21 protein-coding genes are annotated in these 24,894 nt (G+C 43.7%); 8 read left to right on the top strand and 13 right to left on the bottom strand.

The annotated features are described in order from the left end of the window. Nucleotides 1-96 precede the first annotated feature (96 nt). The 7 genes from ACS8FC_RS04000 to uraD all read right to left on the bottom strand — a co-directional run bounded on the left by ACS8FC_RS04000 (nt 97) and on the right by uraD (nt 6,950). Nucleotides 97-933 carry a bifunctional allantoicase/(S)-ureidoglycine aminohydrolase gene (locus ACS8FC_RS04000; protein ID WP_299217194.1) on the bottom strand — a complete coding sequence of 279 codons (837 nt, stop codon included), beginning with the start codon at nt 931-933 and terminating at the stop codon, nt 97-99. A gap of 99 nt (nt 934-1,032) precedes the next feature. Next, on the bottom strand, nt 1,033-1,593 hold the full coding sequence (locus ACS8FC_RS03995; RefSeq protein WP_439261687.1) for an ureidoglycolate lyase: 561 nt from the start codon (nt 1,591-1,593) through the stop codon (nt 1,033-1,035). Between the two features lie 42 nt (nt 1,594-1,635). Beyond that, nucleotides 1,636-2,628 carry an allantoinase PuuE gene (puuE, locus tag ACS8FC_RS03990; RefSeq protein ID WP_439261686.1) on the bottom strand — a complete coding sequence of 331 codons (993 nt, stop codon included), beginning with the start codon at nt 2,626-2,628 and terminating at the stop codon, nt 1,636-1,638. A 266-nt stretch (nt 2,629-2,894) separates the two neighbouring features. Next, nucleotides 2,895-4,406, bottom strand: a complete 1,512-nt coding sequence (locus ACS8FC_RS03985) for an NCS1 family nucleobase:cation symporter-1 (protein ID WP_439261685.1) — start codon at nt 4,404-4,406, stop codon at nt 2,895-2,897. Between the two features lie 202 nt (nt 4,407-4,608). Next, nucleotides 4,609-5,949 carry a urate hydroxylase PuuD gene (locus ACS8FC_RS03980; RefSeq protein ID WP_439261684.1) on the bottom strand — a complete coding sequence of 447 codons (1,341 nt, stop codon included), beginning with the start codon at nt 5,947-5,949 and terminating at the stop codon, nt 4,609-4,611. Between the two features lie 67 nt (nt 5,950-6,016). Beyond that, the gene (gene uraH, locus ACS8FC_RS03975) at nt 6,017-6,385 is read right to left on the bottom strand and encodes a hydroxyisourate hydrolase (RefSeq protein WP_299217180.1); all 369 of its coding nucleotides are present in this window, start codon (nt 6,383-6,385) and stop codon (nt 6,017-6,019) included. 43 nt (nt 6,386-6,428) lie between these two features. Beyond that, the gene (gene uraD, locus ACS8FC_RS03970) at nt 6,429-6,950 is read right to left on the bottom strand and encodes a 2-oxo-4-hydroxy-4-carboxy-5-ureidoimidazoline decarboxylase (RefSeq protein ID WP_439261683.1); all 522 of its coding nucleotides are present in this window, start codon (nt 6,948-6,950) and stop codon (nt 6,429-6,431) included. Between the two features lie 231 nt (nt 6,951-7,181). Here uraD and ACS8FC_RS03965 point away from each other — a divergent pair, with 231 nt between their 5' ends. After that, nucleotides 7,182-7,844 (top strand): TetR/AcrR family transcriptional regulator, encoded by a 663-nt coding sequence (locus ACS8FC_RS03965; protein WP_439261682.1) that lies wholly within the window; start codon nt 7,182-7,184, stop codon nt 7,842-7,844. A 123-nt stretch (nt 7,845-7,967) separates the two neighbouring features. Here the strand turns inward: ACS8FC_RS03965 and ACS8FC_RS03960 are convergent, their stop codons facing one another. Further along, nucleotides 7,968-9,407 (bottom strand): uracil-xanthine permease family protein, encoded by a 1,440-nt coding sequence (locus ACS8FC_RS03960; RefSeq protein ID WP_439261681.1) that lies wholly within the window; start codon nt 9,405-9,407, stop codon nt 7,968-7,970. Between the two features lie 674 nt (nt 9,408-10,081). On the opposite strand from ACS8FC_RS03960, the gene ACS8FC_RS03955 reads away from it, so the two are divergent. Further along, the gene (locus tag ACS8FC_RS03955; RefSeq protein ID WP_439295924.1) at nt 10,082-12,145 is read left to right on the top strand and encodes a TonB-dependent receptor domain-containing protein; all 2,064 of its coding nucleotides are present in this window, start codon (nt 10,082-10,084) and stop codon (nt 12,143-12,145) included. Nucleotides 12,146-12,282: 137 nt separating this feature from the next. Then, entirely contained in the window at nt 12,283-13,038 is a 756-nt protein-coding gene (locus tag ACS8FC_RS03950) for a siderophore-interacting protein (protein ID WP_439295923.1), read from the top strand. A gap of 129 nt (nt 13,039-13,167) precedes the next feature. On the opposite strand, the gene ACS8FC_RS03945 is transcribed toward ACS8FC_RS03950, so the two are convergent. From ACS8FC_RS03945 to ACS8FC_RS03930, 4 genes are all read right to left on the bottom strand, one after another. Continuing rightward, on the bottom strand, nt 13,168-13,926 hold the full coding sequence (locus tag ACS8FC_RS03945; protein WP_439295922.1) for an iron ABC transporter ATP-binding protein: 759 nt from the start codon (nt 13,924-13,926) through the stop codon (nt 13,168-13,170). Nucleotides 13,927-14,002: 76 nt separating this feature from the next. Next, nucleotides 14,003-15,088 (bottom strand): iron chelate uptake ABC transporter family permease subunit, encoded by a 1,086-nt coding sequence (locus tag ACS8FC_RS03940; protein WP_439261677.1) that lies wholly within the window; start codon nt 15,086-15,088, stop codon nt 14,003-14,005. A 94-nt stretch (nt 15,089-15,182) separates the two neighbouring features. Next, nucleotides 15,183-16,286, bottom strand: coding sequence for an ABC transporter permease (locus tag ACS8FC_RS03935; RefSeq protein ID WP_439261676.1), 1,104 nt, complete (start codon nt 16,284-16,286; stop codon nt 15,183-15,185). 69 nt (nt 16,287-16,355) lie between these two features. Continuing rightward, nucleotides 16,356-17,402, bottom strand: coding sequence for a siderophore ABC transporter substrate-binding protein (locus ACS8FC_RS03930; protein WP_439261675.1), 1,047 nt, complete (start codon nt 17,400-17,402; stop codon nt 16,356-16,358). Nucleotides 17,403-17,907: 505 nt separating this feature from the next. Between ACS8FC_RS03930 and ACS8FC_RS03925 the strand changes: the two genes are divergently transcribed. From ACS8FC_RS03925 to ACS8FC_RS03915, 3 genes are all read left to right on the top strand, one after another. Further along, nucleotides 17,908-18,867, top strand: coding sequence for an energy transducer TonB (locus ACS8FC_RS03925; RefSeq protein ID WP_439261674.1), 960 nt, complete (start codon nt 17,908-17,910; stop codon nt 18,865-18,867). Between the two features lie 116 nt (nt 18,868-18,983). Further along, nucleotides 18,984-19,661 carry a MotA/TolQ/ExbB proton channel family protein gene (locus ACS8FC_RS03920; protein ID WP_439261673.1) on the top strand — a complete coding sequence of 226 codons (678 nt, stop codon included), beginning with the start codon at nt 18,984-18,986 and terminating at the stop codon, nt 19,659-19,661. Between the two features lie 112 nt (nt 19,662-19,773). Beyond that, nucleotides 19,774-20,175, top strand: coding sequence for an ExbD/TolR family protein (locus ACS8FC_RS03915; RefSeq protein ID WP_439295921.1), 402 nt, complete (start codon nt 19,774-19,776; stop codon nt 20,173-20,175). 234 nt (nt 20,176-20,409) lie between these two features. Here the strand turns inward: ACS8FC_RS03915 and ACS8FC_RS03910 are convergent, their stop codons facing one another. Then, nucleotides 20,410-20,949, bottom strand: coding sequence for a DUF2799 domain-containing protein (locus ACS8FC_RS03910; RefSeq protein ID WP_439261671.1), 540 nt, complete (start codon nt 20,947-20,949; stop codon nt 20,410-20,412). Between the two features lie 355 nt (nt 20,950-21,304). Here ACS8FC_RS03910 and ACS8FC_RS03905 point away from each other — a divergent pair, with 355 nt between their 5' ends. Together ACS8FC_RS03905 and topA are read left to right on the top strand one after the other, a co-directional pair. Further along, complete coding sequence (locus ACS8FC_RS03905) at nt 21,305-21,901, top strand: hypothetical protein (protein WP_439295920.1); 597 nt, start codon at nt 21,305-21,307, stop codon at nt 21,899-21,901. A 292-nt stretch (nt 21,902-22,193) separates the two neighbouring features. Beyond that, nucleotides 22,194-24,857, top strand: coding sequence for a type I DNA topoisomerase (topA, locus tag ACS8FC_RS03900; RefSeq protein WP_439261669.1), 2,664 nt, complete (start codon nt 22,194-22,196; stop codon nt 24,855-24,857). Nucleotides 24,858-24,894: the final 37 nt, after the last annotated feature.

The following is a 24,894-nucleotide window of genomic DNA, read 5'->3' as shown; positions in this document are numbered from 1 at the left end:
TTCAATTTGCTATAAAAACAAAAAACCAGCTAATGGTTATTAGCTGGCTCTATTATGGAGTAGTATGTATTTATAGCGCTTATTACTCAAAGTTACCTATCGTTCTGGACGAATAAACGGCATATGACGGTTCACATCTTTATAGAGTAAGTATCTAAACGGTCCAGGACCGCCAGCGTAGCAAGACTGTGGGCAGAACGCACGCAGCCACATAAAGTCACCCGCTTCAACTTCTACCCACTCAGCGTTTAAGTGGTAGACCGCTTTACCTTCTAGTACATATAAACCATGTTCCATCACATGAGTTTCATCAAATGGAATCACACCACCTGGCTGGAAAGTAACAATGTTTACATGCATATCGTGACGCATGTCTGATTGCTCTGTAAATCTAGTGGTTTTCCATACACCTTCTGTACCTGGCATTTCAATCGCTTCGACTTCGTGATCGCTGGTGACAAAGGGTTCAGGCACATCAATACCTTCTACAAATTGATAAGCTTTACGTATCCAGTGGAATTTAACATGCTTGTCGCCATTGTTTTTCAACGACCATTTGCAACCAGGTGGTAAAAATGCATATCCACCCGCTTCAAGATGATGTGATACGCCTTCTATGGTCATGTCCATCTCACCTTCGACGACGAATATGACACCTTCAGCCTTTGCATCTAGCTCAGGTTTTTCTGAGCCGCCATTAGGTTCAACTTCGACGATATATTGTGAAAAAGTTTCAGAAAAACCTGTCAGTGGGCGTGCAATCACCCACATGCGCATACCTTGCCAAAACGGTAGGTAGCTGATAACAATATCAGTGAGCACACGTTTGGGAATGATGGCATAAGCTTCAGTGAATATAGCGCGGTCAGATAGTAATTGCGTTTGCGGAGGCAAGCCGCCTGTAGGGGCGTAATAAGTACTTTTTGTTGACATAATTGATGTTCCTTAGCAGTTTTGTGTCACGATAAATTTGTATTTAAACTCATAGAGCAAAGAGGAGTTATATCTGTAAAATTATGAATCATCTAACTTCTAAACAGTATTAGCCTTTGCTCTATTTGACCTAGCTTGCTCAGTAGCGACATCAATGCAAACTTCCCAATCATCAATCTCAAATTCATGGCAGTTATTGCCCTCACCATTAATGCGATCGATAACTAAAAAGTCACAATCAGCGTTTAGAGCAAGTAGCGGATGATGCCAAACGTTAGCGTCATATTGAACGCCCTGATGCGAATAAGCATAAAAAACTTCTAAATCATCAGCTGATTTAGGTGGATCGCCTGGTTTGGCCACGACGACTAAATAGTCTGTTGAATTCATAGAAAAAAAAGCTTGTGTACCAAACGGATGATATTCCATAACTGATAGAGTAATAGGGCAATCACGTCTTTTAGTACGGAATATACTAAGACCAACCTCTCCGCCGTCAAGAGCAACTTTTGTGATGGAGTCATGACGACAAGCATAACCGCGATTGATATCCCAGCTATTTTCGGGGGTTTTTTCTTCATCGCTATAAGGCTCAATCACTGAGCCATATGGCTTAAATGCAGCTTTAGTTAAAGGCTGAGCAATTATCGTAGTTTTCATAAGTTCACCTTTATGACAATTAACAATGTCATTCATTATAGATTACATCCAATTAGCAGTATTGTCATCTGTGGCAGGATGATTTTCGTACCAATGTTTGGCGATTTCATCGCGGCGGCAGACCCAAACATCAGGCTTGCTGGTGATGTATTTTAAAAATTGTTTGAGCGCAGTAATACGGCCAGCACGGCCAATAATACGGCAATGCAAGCCAATGGTTAGCATTTTTGGTGCGTTTTTGCCTTCTTTGGCACCTTCTTCATAAAGGGTATCAAAACTGTCTTTTAAATACTGATAAAAGGGTTCAGCATTGGTAAATCCTGGACTTGACGCAAAACGCATATCGTTGGTTTCAAGGGTATAAGGAATAACCAAATGCGGCTTGCGGGTTAGCTGACTGCCTTCTTCTACCTTCACATTGAGCCAGTAAGGTAGTTCATCAGCGTAGGAATCAGAGTCGTAGATATAGCCACCTTGCTCAGCGACCAGCTCACGTGTATTAGGGCTATCACGCCCAGTGTACCAACCTAGTGGCTGACCACCGAGCATGCGATTAAAGATTTCAGTTGCTCGGCGTACATGTTCACGCTCCGTCTCACGATACATGTATTGATAAGTGATCCAGCGTAGTCCGTGGCTTGCCACCTCATGCCCGTCTTCTAAAACACGCTCAATAATGTGCGGTGTCTTTTCAGCAGCAGAAGCACAAGTAAAGGTGGTAATTGGTAGACCATATTCTTTAAAAACATCTAACACTCGCCAAACGCCCACACGGCTACCGTATTCAAAGGCAGACTCGATAGACTGGTGACGGTTGTTAAATTCTGGTGTCCCTAAAACATCCGATAAAAAGCGCTCAGACTGACCATCGCCATGCATGACACTGTTTTCTGCGCCCTCTTCGATATTTAGGACGAACTGCACCGCTATTCTTGCACCGCCTGGCCAGTTTACTTGTGGCGGATTGGCACCATAGCCTTTTAGATCGCGGGGGTAGGCATCATGATTAAAATCGCTGGTAATCTTTTTTGTCATTTTGTTTAATCCTTTATAAAAACAGAGCAGTATAGTCGCTCGAAACTTACTAACTAAAAGAGGATAAGAACGCGATAAAAATATAATAGAGCGTTATCGCGTATTTATTACGAGTTGAATGTTATCGATTGAGCGTTATGAGTAGGCTTCATTAGTGATCTAACCGTTTTGATATTGTAGCAACGCCTATTGAGCAAATAGTCAGTACAAAGATAAGATCGTTTGTACTGACTTTTACAAGCAGGCTTATTTTTATACTGTGGTTCTCATTCTACTATTGTGTCAGGATCTACTGCATAAGAGCGCATCAAGACCCAATATACGACACCCCCTAATGCGGCACCTAACAAGAAACCATAGCCTTCAAGCTTGGTAAGCGCTGGTATCAGCACCGTGGCAATAGAGAATAAAGCACCGATGGCAAAGGCGATAAGCGCACGAATGTTCCAGCCTTTGTAGTAATAATAAGCGCCTGTTGGCTGATCAGAAAACAAATCATTCATATCGATATGTTGACGTTTAATCAGGTAGTAATCGATTACCAAGATTCCAAAAAATGGAGCGATGATGGCACCGACAGCATTGACAAAACCAACAATACCGATCTTACTGATGAATGATAACCACAGTGCGCCAACAAAGAAGGCGATAATAGCAGTGATTAAGCCGCCCCTACGAAAGTTAATATGTTTAGGGAACAAATTGGCCAAATCGTAAGCTGGAGGAATAAAGTTTGCGACCATATTGATACCGACCGTAGCAGCAAAAAAGGTCACCGCCGCAACAATAGTCAAGGAGAGGGTGTCCACTCTATCAACAATGTCCGATGGATTGGTCAACGCTTCACCAAATATGACCAAGGTACCAGCAGTAATGACCAAAGCGATGAAAGAGAAAAACACCATATTAATGGGTAGACCCACTAAGTTACCTAAGCGCATATCACGCTCGCTGCGTAGAAAGCGTGAGAAATCCCCGAAGTTGATGACGACTGCGGCAAAGTAAGCAACCATCGTACCGACGATAGCAGTAAATGCTTGGATGGAGTTTCCACTGTAATCACTGCCACTTGCAAAGATAGAGTTGATGGCTGGTAGCAACTCAGAACCTGACTGATACCAAATAACCGCCATAAGGACGACCATCACAACATAAACCAGGGGACCTGCCCAATTTAAAAAGTGCTTGATTGGCTCAATACCTGCCCAAAATAGCAGAATCTGAAATACCCAAACAATCACAAAAGCAATCCATGCGGTACTGTTTAAACCTAAAAATGTTGTATCCGGACTGCCTATAAAGATTGCCAATAAGATGGCGACTGCGGTCGAGGCAAAGTAGGTCTGCACCCCATACCAGAAGATACCGATAATAGCGCGTAAAATAGCAGGTAAATTGGCACCGTTGATGCCCATGCTGGCACGTATCAATACAGGAAAAGGAATACCATATTTGACACTAGGCTTACCAGTTAAGTTCACCATCCACATGACGATAAAGCCTGAACAGATAATGGCTGCCATAACCCACCAACCACTCAAACCATAGCTCAAAAACAAAGACGCAGCAAGGGTATAACCAAATAAACTTTGGATGTCATTAGACCAGACATTAAATATCGCAAACCAGCCCCAGTTGCGCTGTTCTGGCTGTAACGGTGCTAAATCTTCATTGTATAATCTGGAGCTTTTACGCTCGGGATTAAACTTATTACAGTCATAGAGAGCCGTGTTCTTATGAGTATTCTGCTGACTTCCTTGTCGCTCATTATTAGACATCCTTTTCTTCCTTTAGATTAGAGTCAATCGTAACTGAGATTGTTAACACTTAATAATATCCATTGTTAACACTTTAAGGATGTCTAAGTCATTGGTCAAGATAATTTTTGACTTAACTGAATGAATAGCGACAACGTTGTAAACGGTAAGTAATCATGAGCTTAGCATTATTACTTACACCATAAGAGTCGGTATTTGAAAACTACAAACCTGAAGTGTAAGCGACGATCTGCTGACGTTCTTCATCCGTTAATTGCGTAATGTTGCCTAGAGGCATATAGCCACTTTGTACTGCAGTGACGATTTTGGCTTTGTGAATTTTCATATCTTCAGGCGTTTGAAGGATGATGCCTGCTGGCGGGGCAGCAAATCCTTGTTGAGTCGGCTGCACGGCATGACACGTACTACAGCGCGTATGCACGACAGCCATGATAGCATCGTCAGCTGAGGCGGTAACTGGTACAGTTTCAGCAGCGCTACTATCATTAGCACTGTCAGTAGTACTGGTCGTGTCAACGGCTGCAGCATTTTCTACTTCAGTATCTGTACTAGCAGTCGGTGGCGTGCTGTCAGTCACTGCAGGTGCAGCAGCGACTGGAGCTGTAGCAGCAGGCAATGGCTTAATTGGGGCTGGACGCATCCAAATAATTAATAATAACGTTAATAGCGCAGGAATCCATAAGAATTTTGTTTGAGTATTACCTAAATGCTTTTGGTTAAAATAGTGTCTTACAAGGGCTGTGATAATACCTACAAATACTAAGATTAACCAACCATGCTCATGAGAATACATCATCGGATAGTGGTTACTAATCATGGTAAAAATAAGCGGTAAGGTAAAATAGTTGTTCATCAGTGAACGGTTTTTTGCTTGTAGAGCTAGATCAGCAACTTCTTTACCTGGTTTTTCACCGCGCCGCACACAATCTACAAGTGCTCGCTGAGCTGGCATGATGCCAAAGAATACGTTACCTGCCATCACAGTACCTAAAATGGCACCAATATGAATAAAGGACGCGCGATCGCTGAACAGCTGATACGAACCCCACGTTGCAATAATTAATAAGGTAAAGATAGTCGAGCTAAATACAAAGGCATTTTTGCCTAGATGACTGCGAACAATCACTTCATAAATAAAGTAACTGCCAAATAAAAATAGTAAGCTTGTTGATATGGCACCAATGCCACTACCAAAAGCGATTTTGCTTGGGTCGATGAGATAAGCGGTGGCGTTGGCATAATAAACAATAGAAAGCATCGCCATGCCCGTCAACCATGTCGTATAAGCTTCCCATTTAAACCAATGCAAAGTTTTGGGCATCTCTTCAGGTTCAAGCTTATATTTAGCAATCTCATAGAAACCGCCGCCATGTACAGCCCATAAGTCGCCTGAAATACCTTTGTCGGTTTTCCATTGTGGTGGCTTACGAAGGCTAAGATCTAACCAAACAAAATAAAAGGACGCACCAATCCATGCAATTCCAGCAATAACGTGAAACCAGCGAAAAAATAAAGCGACCCAATCGAGAAGATATGCACCCATATGGCAAATGTCCTTTTGTCCAATGTTCTTTCATTCAGTATGTTCTTACACTGAAATGTAATAATTTTTACGAACCGCGATAGGTACTGTAGCCATGTGCGCTTAGTAATAGCGGTATATGATAATGACCATTGTCACTTATCATAAAATCGATAACCACTTGCGGATAAAAAGCTGTTAGCTTTTGTGCGTCAAAATAAGTTTGAGTATCAAACGTTAATGTATAACGACCAACATCTAAATGATATTCGGCAATGTCAATAGTCGGGTCAAAAGACCAGCTATCTGGTGCTACGCGACCATCAGCGTTGGTGACCCCCTTGGCCAATAGTGATGCCTCACCGCTTGCGTTTACACGATGGAGCGTCACAGCGATGTCAGCGGCAGGTTTGCCAAGATGGGTGTCTAAGATATGTGATGAGAGAGTACCTGACATGATAATTCCTTTTATTTATTGTACAAGTAAGACGAAGTTTAAGTTAAGCTGTGCCCAGTAGTTTTTGTAGGCGCAAACGCGTAATTTTGTTTTGCTCATTAGCAGCATTAACCAGCTCAGTAGCGCGATCGTTTGGTAGGCGTGCTAACAATAGGTCCAGCATTTGCTGTGCGCTTTTACCCGTGGCAAATACGATAAAGATAAAACCAAACTTATCTAGATAGTCTTGATTACCTTGAGCCAGTGCTGCAATCACATCATCCTCGGCATCATTTGCGCCTGATTGTTCATGCGCAGCGCTATCTTGAGTATTGCGGTATTTTTCTTTTAGTGAGTCGACATTACCGATTTGCGGATGACCGTCAAAGGCCTCAAGCAGATTTGCTTCAGTCGTTTGAGCCTGTTGCCATGCTTCATCGCTATAAGTGAGTAAAGCATCTATATCTGTAAAAGGACGAGCATTCGCCACTTTCTGTGCCCAGCTGGTGCTCGTGCAACAGGTTAAGAGACATGAGGTCGCCTTTTCTTGCGAGAGAGTATTAAATTGCTGTAAAGTTAAGCTCACAACGAAATCCTTTTCTTTTTATACAAAAGTAGTATTACTTAAGTAGTTATTGCTTTAATATTACCTATTCTGCTTAAACCTGACCATTTGGTCAACTACTTTATGCGAAATACTTGTATTTATCTTACTATGTTCTATAAAAACTAAAAATTGTTCTATAAAAACCAACAATTCAACTCATTTGTTCACCAGAACATAGCTACTCAACAATAATACCTAATGGTTTAAAATATGGCTCATCAAAATCAAGAAAACATCTCATCCGCCTTTGAAGCATATACTCATCGTAGTCAACAAGATATACGCGCGCAAAATCAGGCACTGATTTTGTCAGCGGCTGAAGAGGAGTTTGTTCTACAAAGCTATCGCGGTGCCACCATGCAAGGTATCGCTGATCGAGCAGGGTTACCAAAAGCCAATATTCATTATTATTTTAAAAATAAAAAAAATCTGTACAAGGCTGTGCTGCATTCTATTATTCAAGAATGGAACGAGGGGCTGATTACCATGACAGTGGATAGTGATCCCAAAGTCGTTATCGAAAAGTTTGTACGTACCAAGCTGCATCAGGCATTTGCCAATCCAAACCGACATAAGCTGTTCGCGCTTGAGGTCATCGGCGGTGCACCGCACCTCCATGATTTTATGTCGACTACGATGAAAGAGTGGGCACTGGATAAAACGCAGGTAATGAAGACATGGCATGAACAAGGCAAAATAAGCGTTGTTGATCCATTACAATTGCTGATTCTGATTTGGGCGACAACTCAAAGGTATGCTGAATTTGAAACAGAAATCGTCGGTCTAATGGAGAAAAATGCTTATGATAAGCAAGATGAAGCACGAGCGGCTGAGTTTTTGGTACCGTTTATCTTGAAAGGCTGTGGTCTTTAATGGCTTGTATAGTCAATACGAAAAACCCTATTAACAATGGAGCTGTATGAGTGCTTTATCGTTAAACAGGTACTAAAAGTACAGCAAGCCCTTCTTGCTGTACTCAATTAAATGAAGGGCAAATTATAGCGCCTGTCTTTCGACCTCATTTTTACTCTGAGGTGATTTGTGTACAGGTTTCAAGCCATCCTCATGATGCTGCTCATCAGTATCGTATTCAACACCGAAGCTCTTCGGTAAAATCATATCAAGCATAATAGCTACTATACCTGACATCGTCACTGCTGAACCAAAGATATTGCGGAATAGCTGTGGCATTTGTGCGAATACATCAGGTACAAATGCAACCCCCAAGCCAAGGCCTAAAGATGTGGCAATGATTAAAATGTTGCGATGAGTAAAGTTCACTGTTGATAGAATACGAATACCAGCGGTGGCCACGGTTGCAAACATTAGCAAGGTTACTCCGCCAACAACTGGTTTTGGCAGCTGAGTAAATATAGCGCCCAAGATAGGAAATAAACCCATAAAGAATAAGATACCAGCGACATAGAAGCCAACATAACGACTGGCAATACCTGTCATCTGAATAACACCGTTGTTCTGACTAAACGTAGTGACTGGGAAGCTGTTAAATATGCCAGCAATGGCGGAGTTGACACCATCACCTAATACCCCACCTTTAATACGTTTTTCGTATATTGGACCTTTAATAGGCTCGCCTGAGATCATTGAGGTCGCAGTTAAGTCACCCGCAGTCTCAATACTAGTAATGATATACATAAAGGCAATAGGAATAAACGCCTGCCAATCAAAACCAAAACCAAACTTAAAAGGAATAGGTACAGTCAATAGTGGGGCTTCAGCGACTAAAGAGAAGTCGATACGACCCATAAATGCTGCTATCAGCAAGCCTAACATCAGACCAATAAAAATAGCGCTTGAGCGAATAACTTTATTGGGTACGATACTAATAAGCACTACGCTCACTAAGACACCGCCACCTAGTAACAAGTTTGGTATGCTACCAAAATTTTCAGCACCAACACCGCCTGCTAGATCGGTTAGACCAACTTTAGTGAGTGACAGACCGATAGTGACAATGACACAACCAGTGACGATTGGGCTCATCAGGGACTTAAGTTTAGTGATGAACTGGCTTAAAAAGATTTCAACGAATGCTGCAAGGAAGGTGATACTAAAGATGACCGATAAAATCTCTTCAGGACTTCCCCCTTTGTTTTTGACTACAAAACCTGCCGCCAATACGGCCGCTAAGAAACCAAAGCTGGTACCTTGTAGTGCCATAAGGCCTGAGCCTACAGGGCCGACCTTGCGAGTCTGAATAAAGGTAGCAACCCCAGATACCATCAGGGCCATACTGATAAGGTAGGGAATATGTTCACCCAGACCTAAAACACCACCAATGATTAATGAGGGAGTAATAACGCCGACAAAAGCGGCTAAGACGTGCTGTACGGCACCTAAAAATGCTTTTGTAGGGGCGGGACGATCATGCAGACCGTATAATAAATCAGGGTTTCCTTGAGTGGTCTTACTCATCTGGGCTTCCTCCTAGAGTGACTTTTTAGTCCAATCCTTATCAGAAATATTTAGTAATACAGGAAGTGTGTAAGCTAGAACTCCCTATTCGCTTAAAACTATATAACGAATCGTATTGCCTATCTATCCAACAAAGAGTCGCACTGATCCTTGTGCTAATTAATAAAACCGATTAGCCATTATTAATAGTTAATTTACTATAAAAGAGTTATAACAGTCGCTTGCTTAAAGTGTTACGCAACCAACTGTATGTAGCTGATTTATAACTTCTTTAAATAGCACTAACTATGTCAATAATCATCTATTTATTAATGTCATTAACTATAATACCTAAAAAACCTGACTATATGGTCAGATATCTTAGCGTATAACGAAAAGGTAGCTAATTGCAATGTTTTTCTAATATTAAATTCTCATATTAATTATTGCCAAAATGTTATTACTCCGTTATCATACTTGCCATTATTTAAATGTTAATCATTATCATTAACATTTACAATATTCTTATTATATGTAATTAACTGATTACGATTGAAGCTTTAGTTGTTGTAAAACCAATCTTGTTAAAAGCAGATAAGTATTTAAAAGGTGAGTTAGGGTAAAAACCGTTGATAAACAGTTTTTAATAGTAATTCTAAAAATATAATTTTGACCGTCATTAAAGTGAGTGTGTTATGCGTGAAGTAAAGTTATCAATCTCATCCAACCCATTAACCGTATTATCAATGGGTGTGGCAGCCATATTATGGACACAAGCGGCCAGTGCGGCGGCAGACAATACGCCTAGTACGACCTTACAAACCATTACCGTTACGGCCAATACGTCGGTCAGAGATAAAGTACAAGAAGACAGCGTTTATATCGAAGATTATACGCCCGCCAAGCAGGCCAGCCATTTGAGCGATTTTTTAAACGTGGTGCCAGGGGTGACAGTCGGCGGCACATCCACAGTCAATCAGCGCATCCGTGTGCGTGGCCTTGATGATACCAATTTAAAAGTCTCAATCGATGGCGCGCGCCAAGAAGGGCCACTGTTTTATCATATGGGCGATGTCACCATCGATCCTGACTTGCTCAAGCAAGCTGAGGTGTCCGTGGGCAACAACTCAGTCACGCTTGGCAATGATGCCTTGGGCGGTGCAGTCGCGTTTGAAACCGTTGATGCCGCAGACTTGCTAAGACCTGGTCAAAAAATTGGCGCAAAATTAAAAGCCGGTTATGCCAGTAATAATGACGAGCTACTCACATCAGCGACGGTCTATGGCGCGCCAACTGATAATGTCGATTTATTGGCCTACTATGGCAAACGTGATACAGACTCAGGCGAAGATGGCAGCGGCCGCGAATTGTTTGAAGACAGCGAAAGCGAAAATGTCTTATTAAAAGCTGGTGCTTATCTCACGGACAATCACCGAGTGGGTGCAAGCTTTAGCCGTACCGACAAAGAAGGTGTTTTCCCATTTCGTCCGGATTTTCCAAGCTTAGGTGATGACCCAATACCGCAACAGGTAAAACGCGACACTTATACGCTCGACTACAATTTCAATCCGCTAAATAAGCTGGTTGATGTTGATACCACTGTTTATCAAACCGAGACAGAGATTTCTCGTAATAATAATGCTGAGGTAACATCAGACTATGACTGGAATGCAAAAGTAAAAACCACGGGCGCTAAAGTTGAAAACACCAGTGTCATTGATACCAATGCAGGTCGCCATAAGCTAATCGCAGGCGCTGAGCATTATAAAAAAGAATCTGAAATGGCGCGAGATGGTGCTCAGACTGGTGATGACAGTGCCAATAACACTTCAGTCTATCTAGAAGACCAATGGCAAATGGGCAAATTGACCCTGACGCCAGGCGTGCGCTATGACCGTTATAAATCGCCTGAATTTGTGGCGGGTGGCTCCACTTATGACAATGTCGTCGGTGCTTTGGCGGCCAGCTACGAGATTGCCCCGCGCACGCAAGTATTTGCTAGTTATACTCAGCTGTTTAATGGCCCAGATTTGGCTCAAGCCGTGTTTAATAAAAACGGTGAAGGACTTTATGTCAATAATGATCTCAAGCCAGAAGAGGGTTATAACTCTGAAGTTGGTGTGGCTACTACACTACGCGATCTAACCGTCGCTGATGATGCGCTACAACTGAGTGCAAAATACTTTAGAACCAATATCGAAGACTATCAGCTGTATATGCGTACGGGTGATCGCCCAGGCAGGTTTGGTCTGGACTGCGAAACTGGCGCGATAGGCGGTGAGTGCCAAGGTATGTACAACAGTGATGAAGACTATAAGATAGATGGTGTTGAGCTGGCGGCCAACTATGCTGTTCAAGACTTTGGCATGGGTCTGAGCTATTCGCGTGCCCGTAGCGAAGGCGATAAGACTGGCGATAGCATTCCCTCAGTGAGCGGCGGTAGTGCTGACTCAGGCGATCGCTATATGGTCAACTTAAACTATGCACCAAATGATATGGTTGGGCTTGGCTGGCGCAGTACTTATGTCGCCTCTATCACTGACAATCAAGGAGAGACTAAGCCAAGCTATGACGTACACGATATCTATATGGATTACGCGCCGCGTCAGCTTGATAATGTTACTACAACGCTTGGAGTGTATAACTTGTTTGATGAAACCTATGCCAGCCATGCGTCACGCTTCAATGCCATTGAAGATGAGAGTACTGACTTTGAGCCAGGTCGCAACATCAAAGCCTCACTCACGTATCAATTCTAAACCTTTTTTGGTATTTTAAGTACAAAAAAGCCAGCTGTCTGTATGAGAGCTGGCTTTTTTTATCGTAATTTTAGATCCCACTAAGATACTGTATCTTTTTTAAAGTGGGTCAACGAGACAGTTAAAAGGAGCTGAAAATGGCCAAACCTAATCCAAGACTATTGGAAGTAAAAGGCATCGCTAATACCACCCCAAACATGCGCCGCATTACGCTTGGCGGTGAAGGCATGCAAGGCTTCCCAGCAGATCAAGAAAGTAGCTATATTAAGCTGATGTTTGCAGGAGAGGTAGGGCAAAAGCCTATCATGCGTACCTATACCATTATCCAGCAACGCGCTGATAAGATTGATGTCGATTTTGTGTTGCATGGTCTCAATCACAAAGGCGCTGAAGGTCCTGCCTCACATTGGGCCAAAACCGTACAGGTCGGTGATACCATTATGATCGGGGGACCAGGCCCCAAAAAGCTTATCAATCATGAGGCGGATTGGTTTTTATTGGCAGGTGATATGACCGCCCTGCCAGCCATCACCGTCAATTTGGCACAGCTGCCTAAAGACGCTACGGGCTATGCAGTGATAGAAGTATTAAGCGAAGACGATATTCAGCCGCTACAAAAACCAGAAAACATCACGATCCATTGGGTGATAAATCCGGTAACCACCGATAGCCACTATCCGTTATTAGATAAAATTAACACGCTGGACTGGCTGGACGGTGAGGTGGCCGTGTGGACGGCGTGTGAGTTCAATAGTATGCGCGCGCTACGCCGCTACTTTAAAGAAAAAAGCGTGAATAAAGCCTATTTTTATATCTCCAGTTACTGGAAGCTAGATAATAGTGAAGATGAGCACAAAGTCATTAAGCGTGAAGATGCCGCGTTAGCGTTATAAGTCAAGCATAACAACCAAAGAGAAGTCCGTCCCAAGCTGTATGTCCTAATAAGCCTCGATGTTTTAGATACCAACTATTAGGTAACAGTGCCTTTTAAGCGACAGTTTTAGTTTTTTGCCTACCTTATCTTAAACCGTATCAACAATCACTGGACGGCCCTGATGATTGAGCACAGTTACATCGACGTTGTATAACTCTTTCATCGTTTCTTGCGTGATGACATCGACAGGCTGACCAACAGCCATCACTTGGCCTTCTTTCATGGTGACTACGGTGTCAGCGAATTGTGTGGCTTGATTGATATCATGCAGGACAATTACTACAGTTTTTTGTTGACTGTGGCTTAACTCACGCAGCTCACGCATGAGGCGGCCCGAATGATACATATCCAAATTATTTAATGGCTCATCGAGCAGCAGATAGGGCGTATCTTGGCAGACAATCATAGCGATAAGTACGCGCTGACGCTGTCCACCTGACAGTGTCGACAAGAAGCGCTCGGCAAGTGGCTCAAGCTCAAAGCGCTCAAGGATTTCTTGCACTTTTTGCTGATCATCTGCGGTGGGTTGTCCTTGATGATAAGGGTAACGACCAAACATCAGCAGCTCATGTACGCGCAGGCGTCCTTGTACATGATTGTCTTGCCCGAGCATAGCGACAGTCTTGGCAAGTGTCCGTGCTTGACAGCTGACAATATCATATTCACCGAAGCTCACTTGACCGGATTGTAGCGGCTGCAAGCGGGCCATGACAGAAAACAACGTAGACTTCCCAGCGCCATTAGGGCCAATCAGAGCAATCACCTGTGCTGTTGGTAAGGTCAACGTAATGTCATGCAAGATCTGTTGTTTACCGATATGGTGAGAGATATTATTCAGTTTAATCATAATCGTCTTATTTTAAAAAATCTTAGGGTTTTCTTGATGAATCGTATTAACTAAATGAATAGTGTCAGCTAAATAGTCATAAAGAACGACGTTGAGACATAAATATCAATGCCAAAAACATCAATCCGCCCGCTAGCTCTATCACTACGGACAACACGCCAGCCATACCGAGCAGTTGCTCAAATATCGTTTGACCCAATACCAAGCAAATCATGGCGATCAGACTGACGAGTATCAGCCGCTCACTATGATACATATGACGCGCCAAACGGTTGGTCAAGGCGCAGACCAGTAGCCCAAAGAAAGTCACCGGACCCACTAGCGCGGTGGCGGTGGCGACCAATACAGCGATGACGATTAACAGTCCAAATGCCAAGCGTTGATAATTGATGCCAAGGTTAATGGCCTGCGATTTACCGAGCATCAACACATCACACTGGTAACGACAGCGCCAGACAAACAGAGCGCTTATCACGCAGATAACCATACTGATGCCCAGTAGCTGCGGATTGACGGTATTGAATTGCGCGTAACTTGCCGACTGTACCACCACAAAGTCATCGGGATTAATCAGCCTCGCAATTAAAGCTGATAAGCTACGAAACAGCACGCCAAAGATTACGCCCACTAGTATCAGTCGCGTCAAATCCTGACTGCTTTTAGAAAACAGCAGCTTAAATAACAATAAGGAGGCGCCAAACATCAAAACGATCTCAAGGGTAAACTTGGCAATGGGGTTGATGCTGGCAAAGCTCATCGCCCCTAAAAAGAACACCAATAGACTTTGCAGCAGCACATAAAGCGAGTCAAAGCCAAGTAAGGAGGGCGTCAAAATCGGATTGTGCGTTAGCGTCTGAAACAGGAGCGTCGATACCCCAATCGCATAGCCGACCACCACGAGCGCCAGCAGTTTTTTGCCGCGTAAGGGTAGCGCAAAATCCCAATAACCATTGACATTGAGGGTCAGAAACAAAGTCATTGATATGAGTAGAATGATAGCTGCTATGGATTTTGGATATGCAGCTATGAATGCCCAAAATTTTGCTAACTGACTTTGGGTAGCGGCTGAATACTGACCGTCTGTTGAAGATAAGTTATCTATCGCTGTGCTGGTTTTGGTAGCACCAATCTTTGTAGAAGTAAGCTTAGTTGATGAGAACATATAAAACCCCTATGGTGCCAAGCTTAGCTAATAAAGCAAAAACAAACGACAGTAAATGAGTGCTGAAAATGAATACAAGTTAGTAAACATAGTGCTACTGTTCAGCTGGAGCACGCAATAACAGCCATAAAAACAGCACCGTACCGACCACACCGAATACCGTAGCGACAGGCACTTCAAATGGGTAGCGAATAGAACGCCCAATGATATCGCACAGCAACACAGCAGAAGCGCCAAGTAGCGCGACCGCAGGCAGGCTACGCCGTAATTTGTCCCCCATGATACGGCTGACGATATTGGGAACAACCAGACCGATGAACGGAATCATACCAACCGTCACCACGACCATCGCACTCATCATGGCGACCATACCAACGCCAATCCAAGTAACCTGACGCTTACTAATACCCAAATTCAATGCGATATTGTCACCCAAGCCGACGATGGTCAGCTTATCCGCGATAATATAAGCAATGACGCAGAGGGCGCCCGTCAGCCAAAGCAGCTCGTAACGACCAGCTAATACGCTTGAGAAATCACCAAACTGCCAGACGCTGAGCATCTGCAAGGTCTCAGTCTGATAGGCAATAAAGGTGGTAATCGCCTCAATAATACCGCCAAAAACAATACCAATCAGCGGAATCATCAAAAAATCCGTCGGCGGGATACGGTGGATGAGCGCCATAAACACCATCATGCCAATAAGCGCGGTCACGGTTGCCACGCTCATTTTGATCAATAAGGTGCTGGCAGGAAACAGCAAACTGACCACCAATAGCCCTAACGCGGCGCTTTGGGTGGCGCCTACCATGGAGGGCTCCACAAAGCGGTTTTTGAGCACCACTTGGATAATCATGCCTGCCACCGCCATCGCAATACCGGTCAAAATAATGGCAATGGTACGCGGCAGACGGCTGACCAGCATCAGCGAGCTGTCTGCATTGGCGCTATGATTCACTAAGCTTTGTAGCATACCCGACCAAGAGAAGTCAGCTACCCCAATGGATAAGCTTAATAACACCAATAAGCTCATAACCACTAAGCTGCCACCATTGATGAGCCACGGCGGCGGGGTGCGCTTGCTGGTAGGGCTGCGAGCACCATATCCTGAGCGCCAAGATGAGACTGCTGTTAAGCTCGCCGCGCCGTGAGTCGCATGATAGGCACTACTGTTATTACGTTTAGAAAATAATGACATAACGGCTACTGGCTTAAAAGCTGTTGTAGGCTGAATGAGAAATCAGCCTACGCTAGAGTATTTGAGGTATTATTTTGCATTACTAAAAGCGGTCTTAATCGAGGTCAAGTCTTGCATCCACTGATTATAACCACCAAATGCCAGGTAGGAGTCTGGGCTTAGGTACACCACTTGGTCTTTTGACCACGCATTGGTTTGCGCCACTAGCGGATTATCGAGTACCGCTTTTGCGCCCACGCCATCTTCACCGATAGCCGCGCTGCGGTCGATGACAAACAACCAGTCCGGATTGGTTTTTTGCAGGTACTCAAACGAGATCGGCTGGCCGTGACGCGCGTCCTCGATTTGCTTATCTGCCATTGGCACGCCAAGCACGCTATGGATAAACCCGAAGCGCGACTTATCACCATAGGCGGACAGCTTATTACCATTGACCATGACCACCAAGCCGGTACCGCTGTCTTGGCTCAAAGCTTTGGTTTCATCAATCAGTCCGTCGATGTTTTGTTGCAGCTTTAGCGCCTCATCACTTTTGCCAAACAAGGCCCCCAAATCATGCAAGCGCTGTTTGCTGGACTCGTAAATATTGGTGGTATCGATCGTCATATCAAGTGTGGGCGCGATGCTTGAGAGCTCATTGTATTTTTCTGCCATACGTGAGCCGACCAAAATCGCTTGTGGCTGCATGGCGTTTAGGGCTTCAAGATCAGGCTCAAATACCGTACCCACCTCTTCTGGATCCGGCTGATTTTTGGAGTACAAGTTATCCAATTTTAGACCACTTGGGATACCTGTGACTGCGACATCAAGCGCCGCCAAGTCCTGCAATAGGGTCATGTCGTAGACCGCTATTGGTGAGGGATTGATCGGTAGGCTGACATCCCCTTTTACTGTATCAATATCGATAGCATTGACAGAAACGGCATCATTATTAGCGACGTTTGAAGCCGCATCCGCTGTTTTATTCTCAACCTTAGTGTCGTCTATTTCCGTCTCATTTGAGTCAGGTGACGAGCAGCCAGTTAAACCGATACTGACAAGCATTGCTGCCGTCATCGTTGCTAATAATGGACGTTTAAATAAAGTAGTAGCGGTCGTAAAATTATTGTTAGCCATAAGGAACTCGGTATATCAGCTGAATGAGCAGTGTATAAAAAAATGTTGATCAGCGTCTTAAAAGCCTCAACGTTAGTCTTAAATACAAAAATAGTCGTGACACTACTCATCTAAAACAAGAAAAATTTGTCTTGCAGGATTAACTACATGGGGCGGTACACAAGACAAAGCTCGGTGGTATTTTTTATCATTTATGCATTCACTATCTACAGGCTTATTGATGTTATTGGTCTAATTAAGCAGTCTTAGCGCATAGATAAGCGGTCATGATAAATTAATTGAGACTCATTATCAATATAAACGATAATGGTTTTTATTAACGTATATTGAATATTCTTTTATTTTATTCAATTAAAACCCCTTATTTACGACCTATAAACTTCCATCTGCTTATCATCTAACAGGCAATTATTTAATAAAATTATCATAATTTATTATTGATAATAATTATCGTTTGCATTATTATCTACACCATTATATCTTAGTTAATGCATATTAGAGTGTTATGAGTTCAACGAATTTAGACGCACCATCCTCCAAATTAACACTGACAGCTGTCGCGGCTGTCATTGGCCTACATGTGCTGACTGCTGTAGCCTTGATTGGGATGAAAGCACCTGACATAAAAGTAGCACCAAAAAACCAAATACCGCCTATCGAGATAGAGCTTGTAACATTGTCGCAAAAACAGCCTGTGGCAGCGGTGGAGGAAGTGGTTCCTGATTTGCCGCCAGCCACACCGCCCAAACCTAAAGCGTCACCAGCCGTCAAGGCTCAGCCGAAACCGCGTAAAGAACCTGTCATAAAAGAGCAGAAACCTGAGGTCGCACCGCCCAAAAAAGTAGAAGAAAAAAAGCCTGACATCATTAAAACAAAAACACCAATAGCTGAGCTTAAAGTCGATACTCAAGTGGTTGAAGACCAGCGCAGAGCCAAAGAGCGCCGCCAAGCTGAAGAGCATCGTAGAATAGAGCAAGCACAGCAGAAGGCTGAGCAAGAAGCGCGTGATAAAGCTGAGCAAGAGGCTGAGAAGCTGGCCACAGAACAAGCTGTTAGAGAAGCTGAAGCAAAAGCTGCTCAACAAGCGGCAGCACAAAGAGCAGCACAAGCAAAAGCAGCTAAAGAAGCTGCCGAGGCGGCAGCACAAGCGAAAGCTGCAGCAAGCAATACGCCTGTGAGCTTTACTGCCAGTAATGCAGATTGGGCATCTGCACCGAGATTGAGCTTTCCTGAGCGTGCTGCTCGTAATGCTCGCTCAGGTGATACCTTTAACGTGGTACTAGTGTTAAGAGTCAATAAGCAAGGCGGCATTGATAGTGTGAGAGTGGCACAGTCGTCAGGCAATCCAAGAGTAGATAAAGAGGCGCAGCGTCAAGTACGCTCTGGCAAGTTTAAGCCCTTTACACAAAACGGCGTACCTGTGGTAGGCGATGTAACCTTACCTGTCAGCTACGCTGTACCCTAACGCTGGTGATTAACTAAGATATTCTAAAACATATTTATTTTAAATATTCGTGATAACGAAAGCTGTAATAAAAGTGGCGTTATCCTGTAATGGTATTAAACATTAAGGAGTCTGACATGGACTTTATGCACTACTGGCAAATTAGCGATATGGTGACCAAGACCCTGTTCTTTTTGCTATTGATTTTGTCTATTGTCTCTTGGGTGACGGGTATCATCCGTGTGCTACAAAGTCGCAAATTGGCTGCTACAGTCGCGGACGACTTGAGTCAGCAGATTGCTTCCAAACAGTCTGATCTACTAGAGTCTGATGCGGTCACTCGTCGTTCGGTTACAGAACAGACGCTACTCAAATATATCGGTCGCTACCGCTTTGCTAGTGAGCGCGGACTGCCTATTTTAGGTACGACAGCCGCCATCGCACCCTTTATCGGGCTATTTGGTACGGTATGGGGTATTTTCCATGCGCTACATAACATTGGTAGCACTGGGCAGGCAGGACTTGCGCAAGTAGCAGGGCCTGTGGGCGAGGCACTGATTATGACGGGTTTAGGTATTGCTGTCGCGATTCCAGCCGTTATATTTTATAACCTTGCAGTGCGTATCAATCGCCGCGTTATGTATCATGCCAATGACCGCGCCCATGATTTATTAGCGTCGTCTGCCAAGCAAGCAGCCACCAATAGCCGTCCAAGTACCATACCAACCGCGCAGCTAGCAAAAGATCAGCAAGTTGCCAAAAAAGACGCACAGCACGCCGCGCATTATCATAGCTCAGCACCATCACAGGGGTAGTAGCCATCCTCTAATAAGGTCGTTAAAACCGACGAAGGTTATGATCAGATAATAGATGTAAGTGGTAGTGTGAATAACCAAATGAATCAAAAGCAGCATGTCGAGGGTAATTATGGCATTTCAACTGGGTGATGATGACGTTCAAGGTATGAATGAGATGAACCTTATTCCGCTGATCGATGTCATGTTAGTGTTGATGATTATTTTTTTATTGACGGCGACGGTATTAAACCCCACAGTGCCACTAGATTTGCCAAAAACTAGTGCCACAGTTAATGAGACCCCGCCTGAGGTGATTCAGATCAGTATTGATGAAGATGCGGGAATATTTTGGGATGATAAAGCCATTAGTCTAGAGGCTTTAGAGGTACGTTTGCAACAAGAAAGCGCTAAGGGTCAAGAGCCTTCAATACAGCTACGCGCGGACAAAGATAGCAAGTACGATACCGTGGCGCAAGTATTGGCAACGGCTAGTGAAGCAGGTCTGTCCAAAATAGCTTTTGTAAATGAGTAGTTTTTATAGATAGGCTGTATTGAAAGGTTGGCCCTTATAGTAATAGGCTTGCCAAAAAAACCAATAAACCCAGCAATAAAAATATAATCAATACAATAAGAAGAATAATTAAAATAATAAATTTTTTCTCCAGCCTTACTTGGGTAACCTTGTAAGGTTTCTTTATTGTAGAATGATTTTAAAGTGTCAATGTTATTTAACAATGCCAGTAAAGTTCAAAGCTCGTTGTAGTGGTTACCAGCCATAGCCAAATGGACGATAACCATAGCCAAAGCGATTAGGTCCGTAGCCGAACGGATAAGGCGTGCGTAGGTAGTCGAGGTCACGCTGACGAATGTAATAGTAGCGACCTTGCGAGTAAGCTTCCTCTAACTTTTCGATGTTATCTAACGGGCAGACAGGTTGCCAGTCATAGCCTTCGCGGCCAAGCTTGTAAGCGTTCAGCTCGGTACAATAATTTTTGAGACCTTGCTGGCGTCCCTGTTCCCATCGGATACGGTTAGGGGTAGCGCCGTCAACGCTTGCACATTGATTGGTATAGTGACCAAAATAAGCCCCTGAGCGGCCGCGGATACCATCTGCATAGCCGACTTCTTGCCAATTGCTGGCTTGGCACTGCTGCGGCGTGAGGTTTTTTGTCGTGGCACAGCCTGATAAGGCGAGTACAGCCGCGCCCATCAGCCCCAATGCTATACCCGATTTATTGACTCGTATATCGTTTACTTTGTCGCCAAAAGCAGCAGCCAATGAGTGTTGTTTAAGAAGATATTTCATAATAAACCTGCGCGCGTTTAAAATTATGGTTTATCATAGCATTTTTTGTACGAATGACTTTTATATCTTGTTATCGGGTTGAATTATTATCACTTTTTAAGTAGTTGATATAGAAGTGTTTGTTTGCCTTTTACTGATAAAGAGCAGAAGCTTGTGCTTGAATTTTAAGTATAAGACCGCGATATTAGTCTGCACATAGCATCTTGAGAGTGTCTCTTTATTGGCTCATAGCACATTGGCTTAATATATAGTGCATAAAAAAGAATTGGCCATATCTGATAACGATAGCTAGCAAACAAGTACCATTTATAATGTTAATAGATGCTTATTAACCAAACGATAAGGCAAGTTTTTCATGGGGCTATGGATCGCAGTCGTCATTGTACTATTTGTATTAGGGAGTATGATGGCGCTTAAACCAAACGGTATTGATCAGCGTTTAGATAAGCTGCGTATGACAGCGCGTCGTCTACAACTTCATCCAAAGCTTGTGGCTTGTCCTGATTGGATCAAAGGCCGTGACAATGAGTATGGTCGCGGGATGCTTGGTCAGTACTGCCTTGTGTTAGAGGATACACAGCTGCCGCATATGCGTTATCAAGTCATTGATGGCCAATGGCGACCAGACAGCAATTTTATCGATACGAGTACAGATAATAGTAAGCTTACGATTCCAAGTGTGATTCGTAATCATCAAGCTAGTAACAGTACGGTACTCAAAAAATCCAATTTTGCTCTAGATAAGGCGCCGCTGGATTTGCCTGTTAGTATCGAGCCATTTGTAAAAGGTCTGCTGACTAAATCTAACAGCATTGTTATATATTGGGAAGATATCGCTTATGTTCGTCCATTGACCAATCCTAATTATCAATCAAAAATGATTGAAACTGACTTACTTGCACTCAAAGAAAACCTTGAAAAGTGGGCCTTAACCATGCGAAAAAAGCCATAATCATATAAAACGGTCATGAAGCTGGTAAAGGGTTTTTTCATCTCCATTAAGGGATATTGAGCAGACGTTTTTGGCAAACTCTAAATTATTTAAAGTTGACAGTTTCACTATTAGCAGTGTAACGTCTTTATAACCGTATTTTTGTTTTATGGTTATTGTTTGTTAAGTAAACATTTTTAATGGCAGCTATTACTACAATAAAACGCTGAACTATTATCATTAGTCAATAAAATTGCCATGCTGCTGAATTTATCCTTACTTTTAATCTACTTATATTATGGTGTCGTCACATATGGCAAAAACTACAACTAAAAAGAAGGCAACTGCTGCTGATAAACCGAAAGGTAAGTCTTTAGTTATTGTCGAATCACCAGCCAAGGCCAAAACCATCAATAAATATCTTGGCGATAGTTTTATTGTTCGCTCAAGTATTGGTCATGTCCGTGATCTGCCTGTCAGTGCCAGTAAGAGTGCCAAAAAAGCTACGACGGCCAAAAAAGATGAAACGCTAAGCAAAGAAGAAAAGGCGCAGCAAGCTCTAGTACGCCGTATGGGTGTCGATCCAGAGCACGACTGGGCAGCAGTCTATGAAGTACTACCGAACAAGACTAAAGTTATCAAAGAGCTGAAAGCTCTGGCCAAAGACGCCGATAAAATCTATTTGGCAACGGATATGGATAGAGAAGGGGAAGCAATCGCTTGGCATCTAAAAGAAGTCATCGGTGGCCCTGATAATAAGTATCAACGTGTGGTCTTTAATGAAATTACCAAGTCCGCTATTCAAAATGCGTTTAAAGAACCATCGAAGCTTGATATCGATCGCGTCAACGCCCAGCAGGCGCGGCGCTTTTTAGATCGGGTCGTCGGCTTTATGGTGTCGCCGCTGCTATGGCAAAAGGTCGCTCGTGGCCTGTCTGCAGGACGCGTGCAGTCGGTTGCTATGCGCTTGGTCGTTGAGCGCGAGCACGAAATTCGCGCTTTTATACCAGAAGAATATTGGCAAATTCATGCTGATACTCACGTTACCAATAGTACTGCCAAAAAACCTACAGACGCTGAGCAAACTGCTTTGCGCTTAGAGGCGACCAAGCAAGGTGGTAAGACGCTTAAGCTTGTCAATAAAGAGCAGACTGACAAAGTCTTAGAGGTATTAAAATCAAGCGACTTTATCGTAAAAGAGCGTGAAGAAAAGCCAACACAATCACGTCCAAGTGCGCCGTTTATTACCTCGACCTTGCAGCAAGCTGCTAGCACCCGCTTAGGGTTTTCAGTTAAAAAGACCATGATTTTGGCCCAGCGTTTATACGAAGCGGGTCATATCACCTACATGCGTACGGATTCGACCTTCTTGTCTGGTGACGCATTAGCTGCTGCACGTGGCTATATCGAAGACAACTATGGCGCAAAGTATGTACCAGAAAAGCCAAACTTTTATGGTAACAAACAGGGTGCACAAGAAGCGCATGAGGCGGTTCGTCCCTCTAACGTCAACATGAAATCTACTCAGCTAAAAGGTGTGGAGCGCGATGCCATACGTTTGTATGAGCTGATTTGGCGTCAGTTTGTCGCTTGTCAGATGCCGCCAGCAAAATATTTGTCGGTAAACCTATTCGTTGGTGCCAGTGATGTCGAGTTAAAAGCTCGTGGCCGCACCATGACCTTTGATGGTTATACTAAAGTGATGCCACCAGCTAAAACTGACGATACTTTGTTACCCGATGTCAAAAAAGGCGATCAGCTCACCTTAGATAAGCTTGATCCAAGCCAACATTTTACTAAGCCACCACCGCGTTATACTGAAGCAAGTCTCGTTAAAGAGCTTGAGAAAAAAGGTATCGGACGTCCATCGACTTATGCCTCAATTATCTCAACCATTCAAGATCGCGGTTACGTCAAATTAGAAAACAAACGTTTATTTGCCGAAAAGATGGGTGATATCGTCACCGACAGATTGACAGCAAGCTTCCCAGACTTGATGGATTATACCTTTACCGCAGCATTAGAAGATAAGCTTGACCATGTCGCAGAAGGCGATCAAGACTGGAAAGATGTGTTAGACAACTTCTATGGTGACTTTAAGACCAAACTTGAACATGCCAAAGATAAAGATGGTATGCGTCCTAATGATCCGACGGATGTGCCAGATGTACACTGTGATATTTGCGATCGTCCGATGCAACTGCGCACGGGCTCAACGGGTGTGTTCTTAGGTTGTACTGGCTACAACTTACCCCCTAAGGAGCGCTGTAAAGGTACAAAAAACTTAATGCCAGTCGAAGCTTTTGCTAATCTTGATGATGCCGAAGGTGACGATGAAGCGGCCGAAGTCAAAGATTTGATGGAAAAAAAGCGCTGCCCGAAGTGTGGTACAGCCATGAACGGTTATATCGTCGATGGCGGTCTCAAGCTACATATCTGCGGCAATAATCCTGATTGCGACGGCTATATCCTAGAAGAAGGTAAGTTTGAAGTACCGGGCTCAGATGCGCCAACCATCGACTGTAATAAGTGTGATGGGCAGATGGAATTAAAGACGGGACGTTTTGGTCCTTACTTTGCTTGTCAAAAATGTGATAACACGCGTAAAGTGCTCAAAACGGGAGAAGCGGCACCGCCGCGTATGGACCCAATTCATATGCCGGAGCTCAAATCGACCAAGCATGATGATTATTTCATTTTGCGTGAGGGGGCGGCTGGGATGTTCTTAGCAGCATCTAAGTTCCCAAAAGTACGCGAGACGCGTGCGCCAAAGCTTGCTGAGCTACGCGCAGTCAAAGACAAAATGGAAGACAAGTTTCAGTACCTGTTTGAAGGACCAGATGAGGATCCTGATGGTAATCCAACGATTTTGCGCTGGTCACGTAAGAAAAAAGAGCAGTATATCGGCTCTGAGAAAAACGGCAAAGCCACGCGTTGGGGTGTGTACTGGCGCAAAGGCGAATGGGTAGAAGAATAAGCTTCTTTTACCTTTACTATAAATAATTTTAAGCTAT

The organism is Psychrobacter sp. 1Y4 (genome assembly GCF_051847555.1).
The sequence above is the reverse complement of the archived record's forward strand: the minus strand, read 5'-3'. Positions and strand labels throughout refer to the sequence as shown.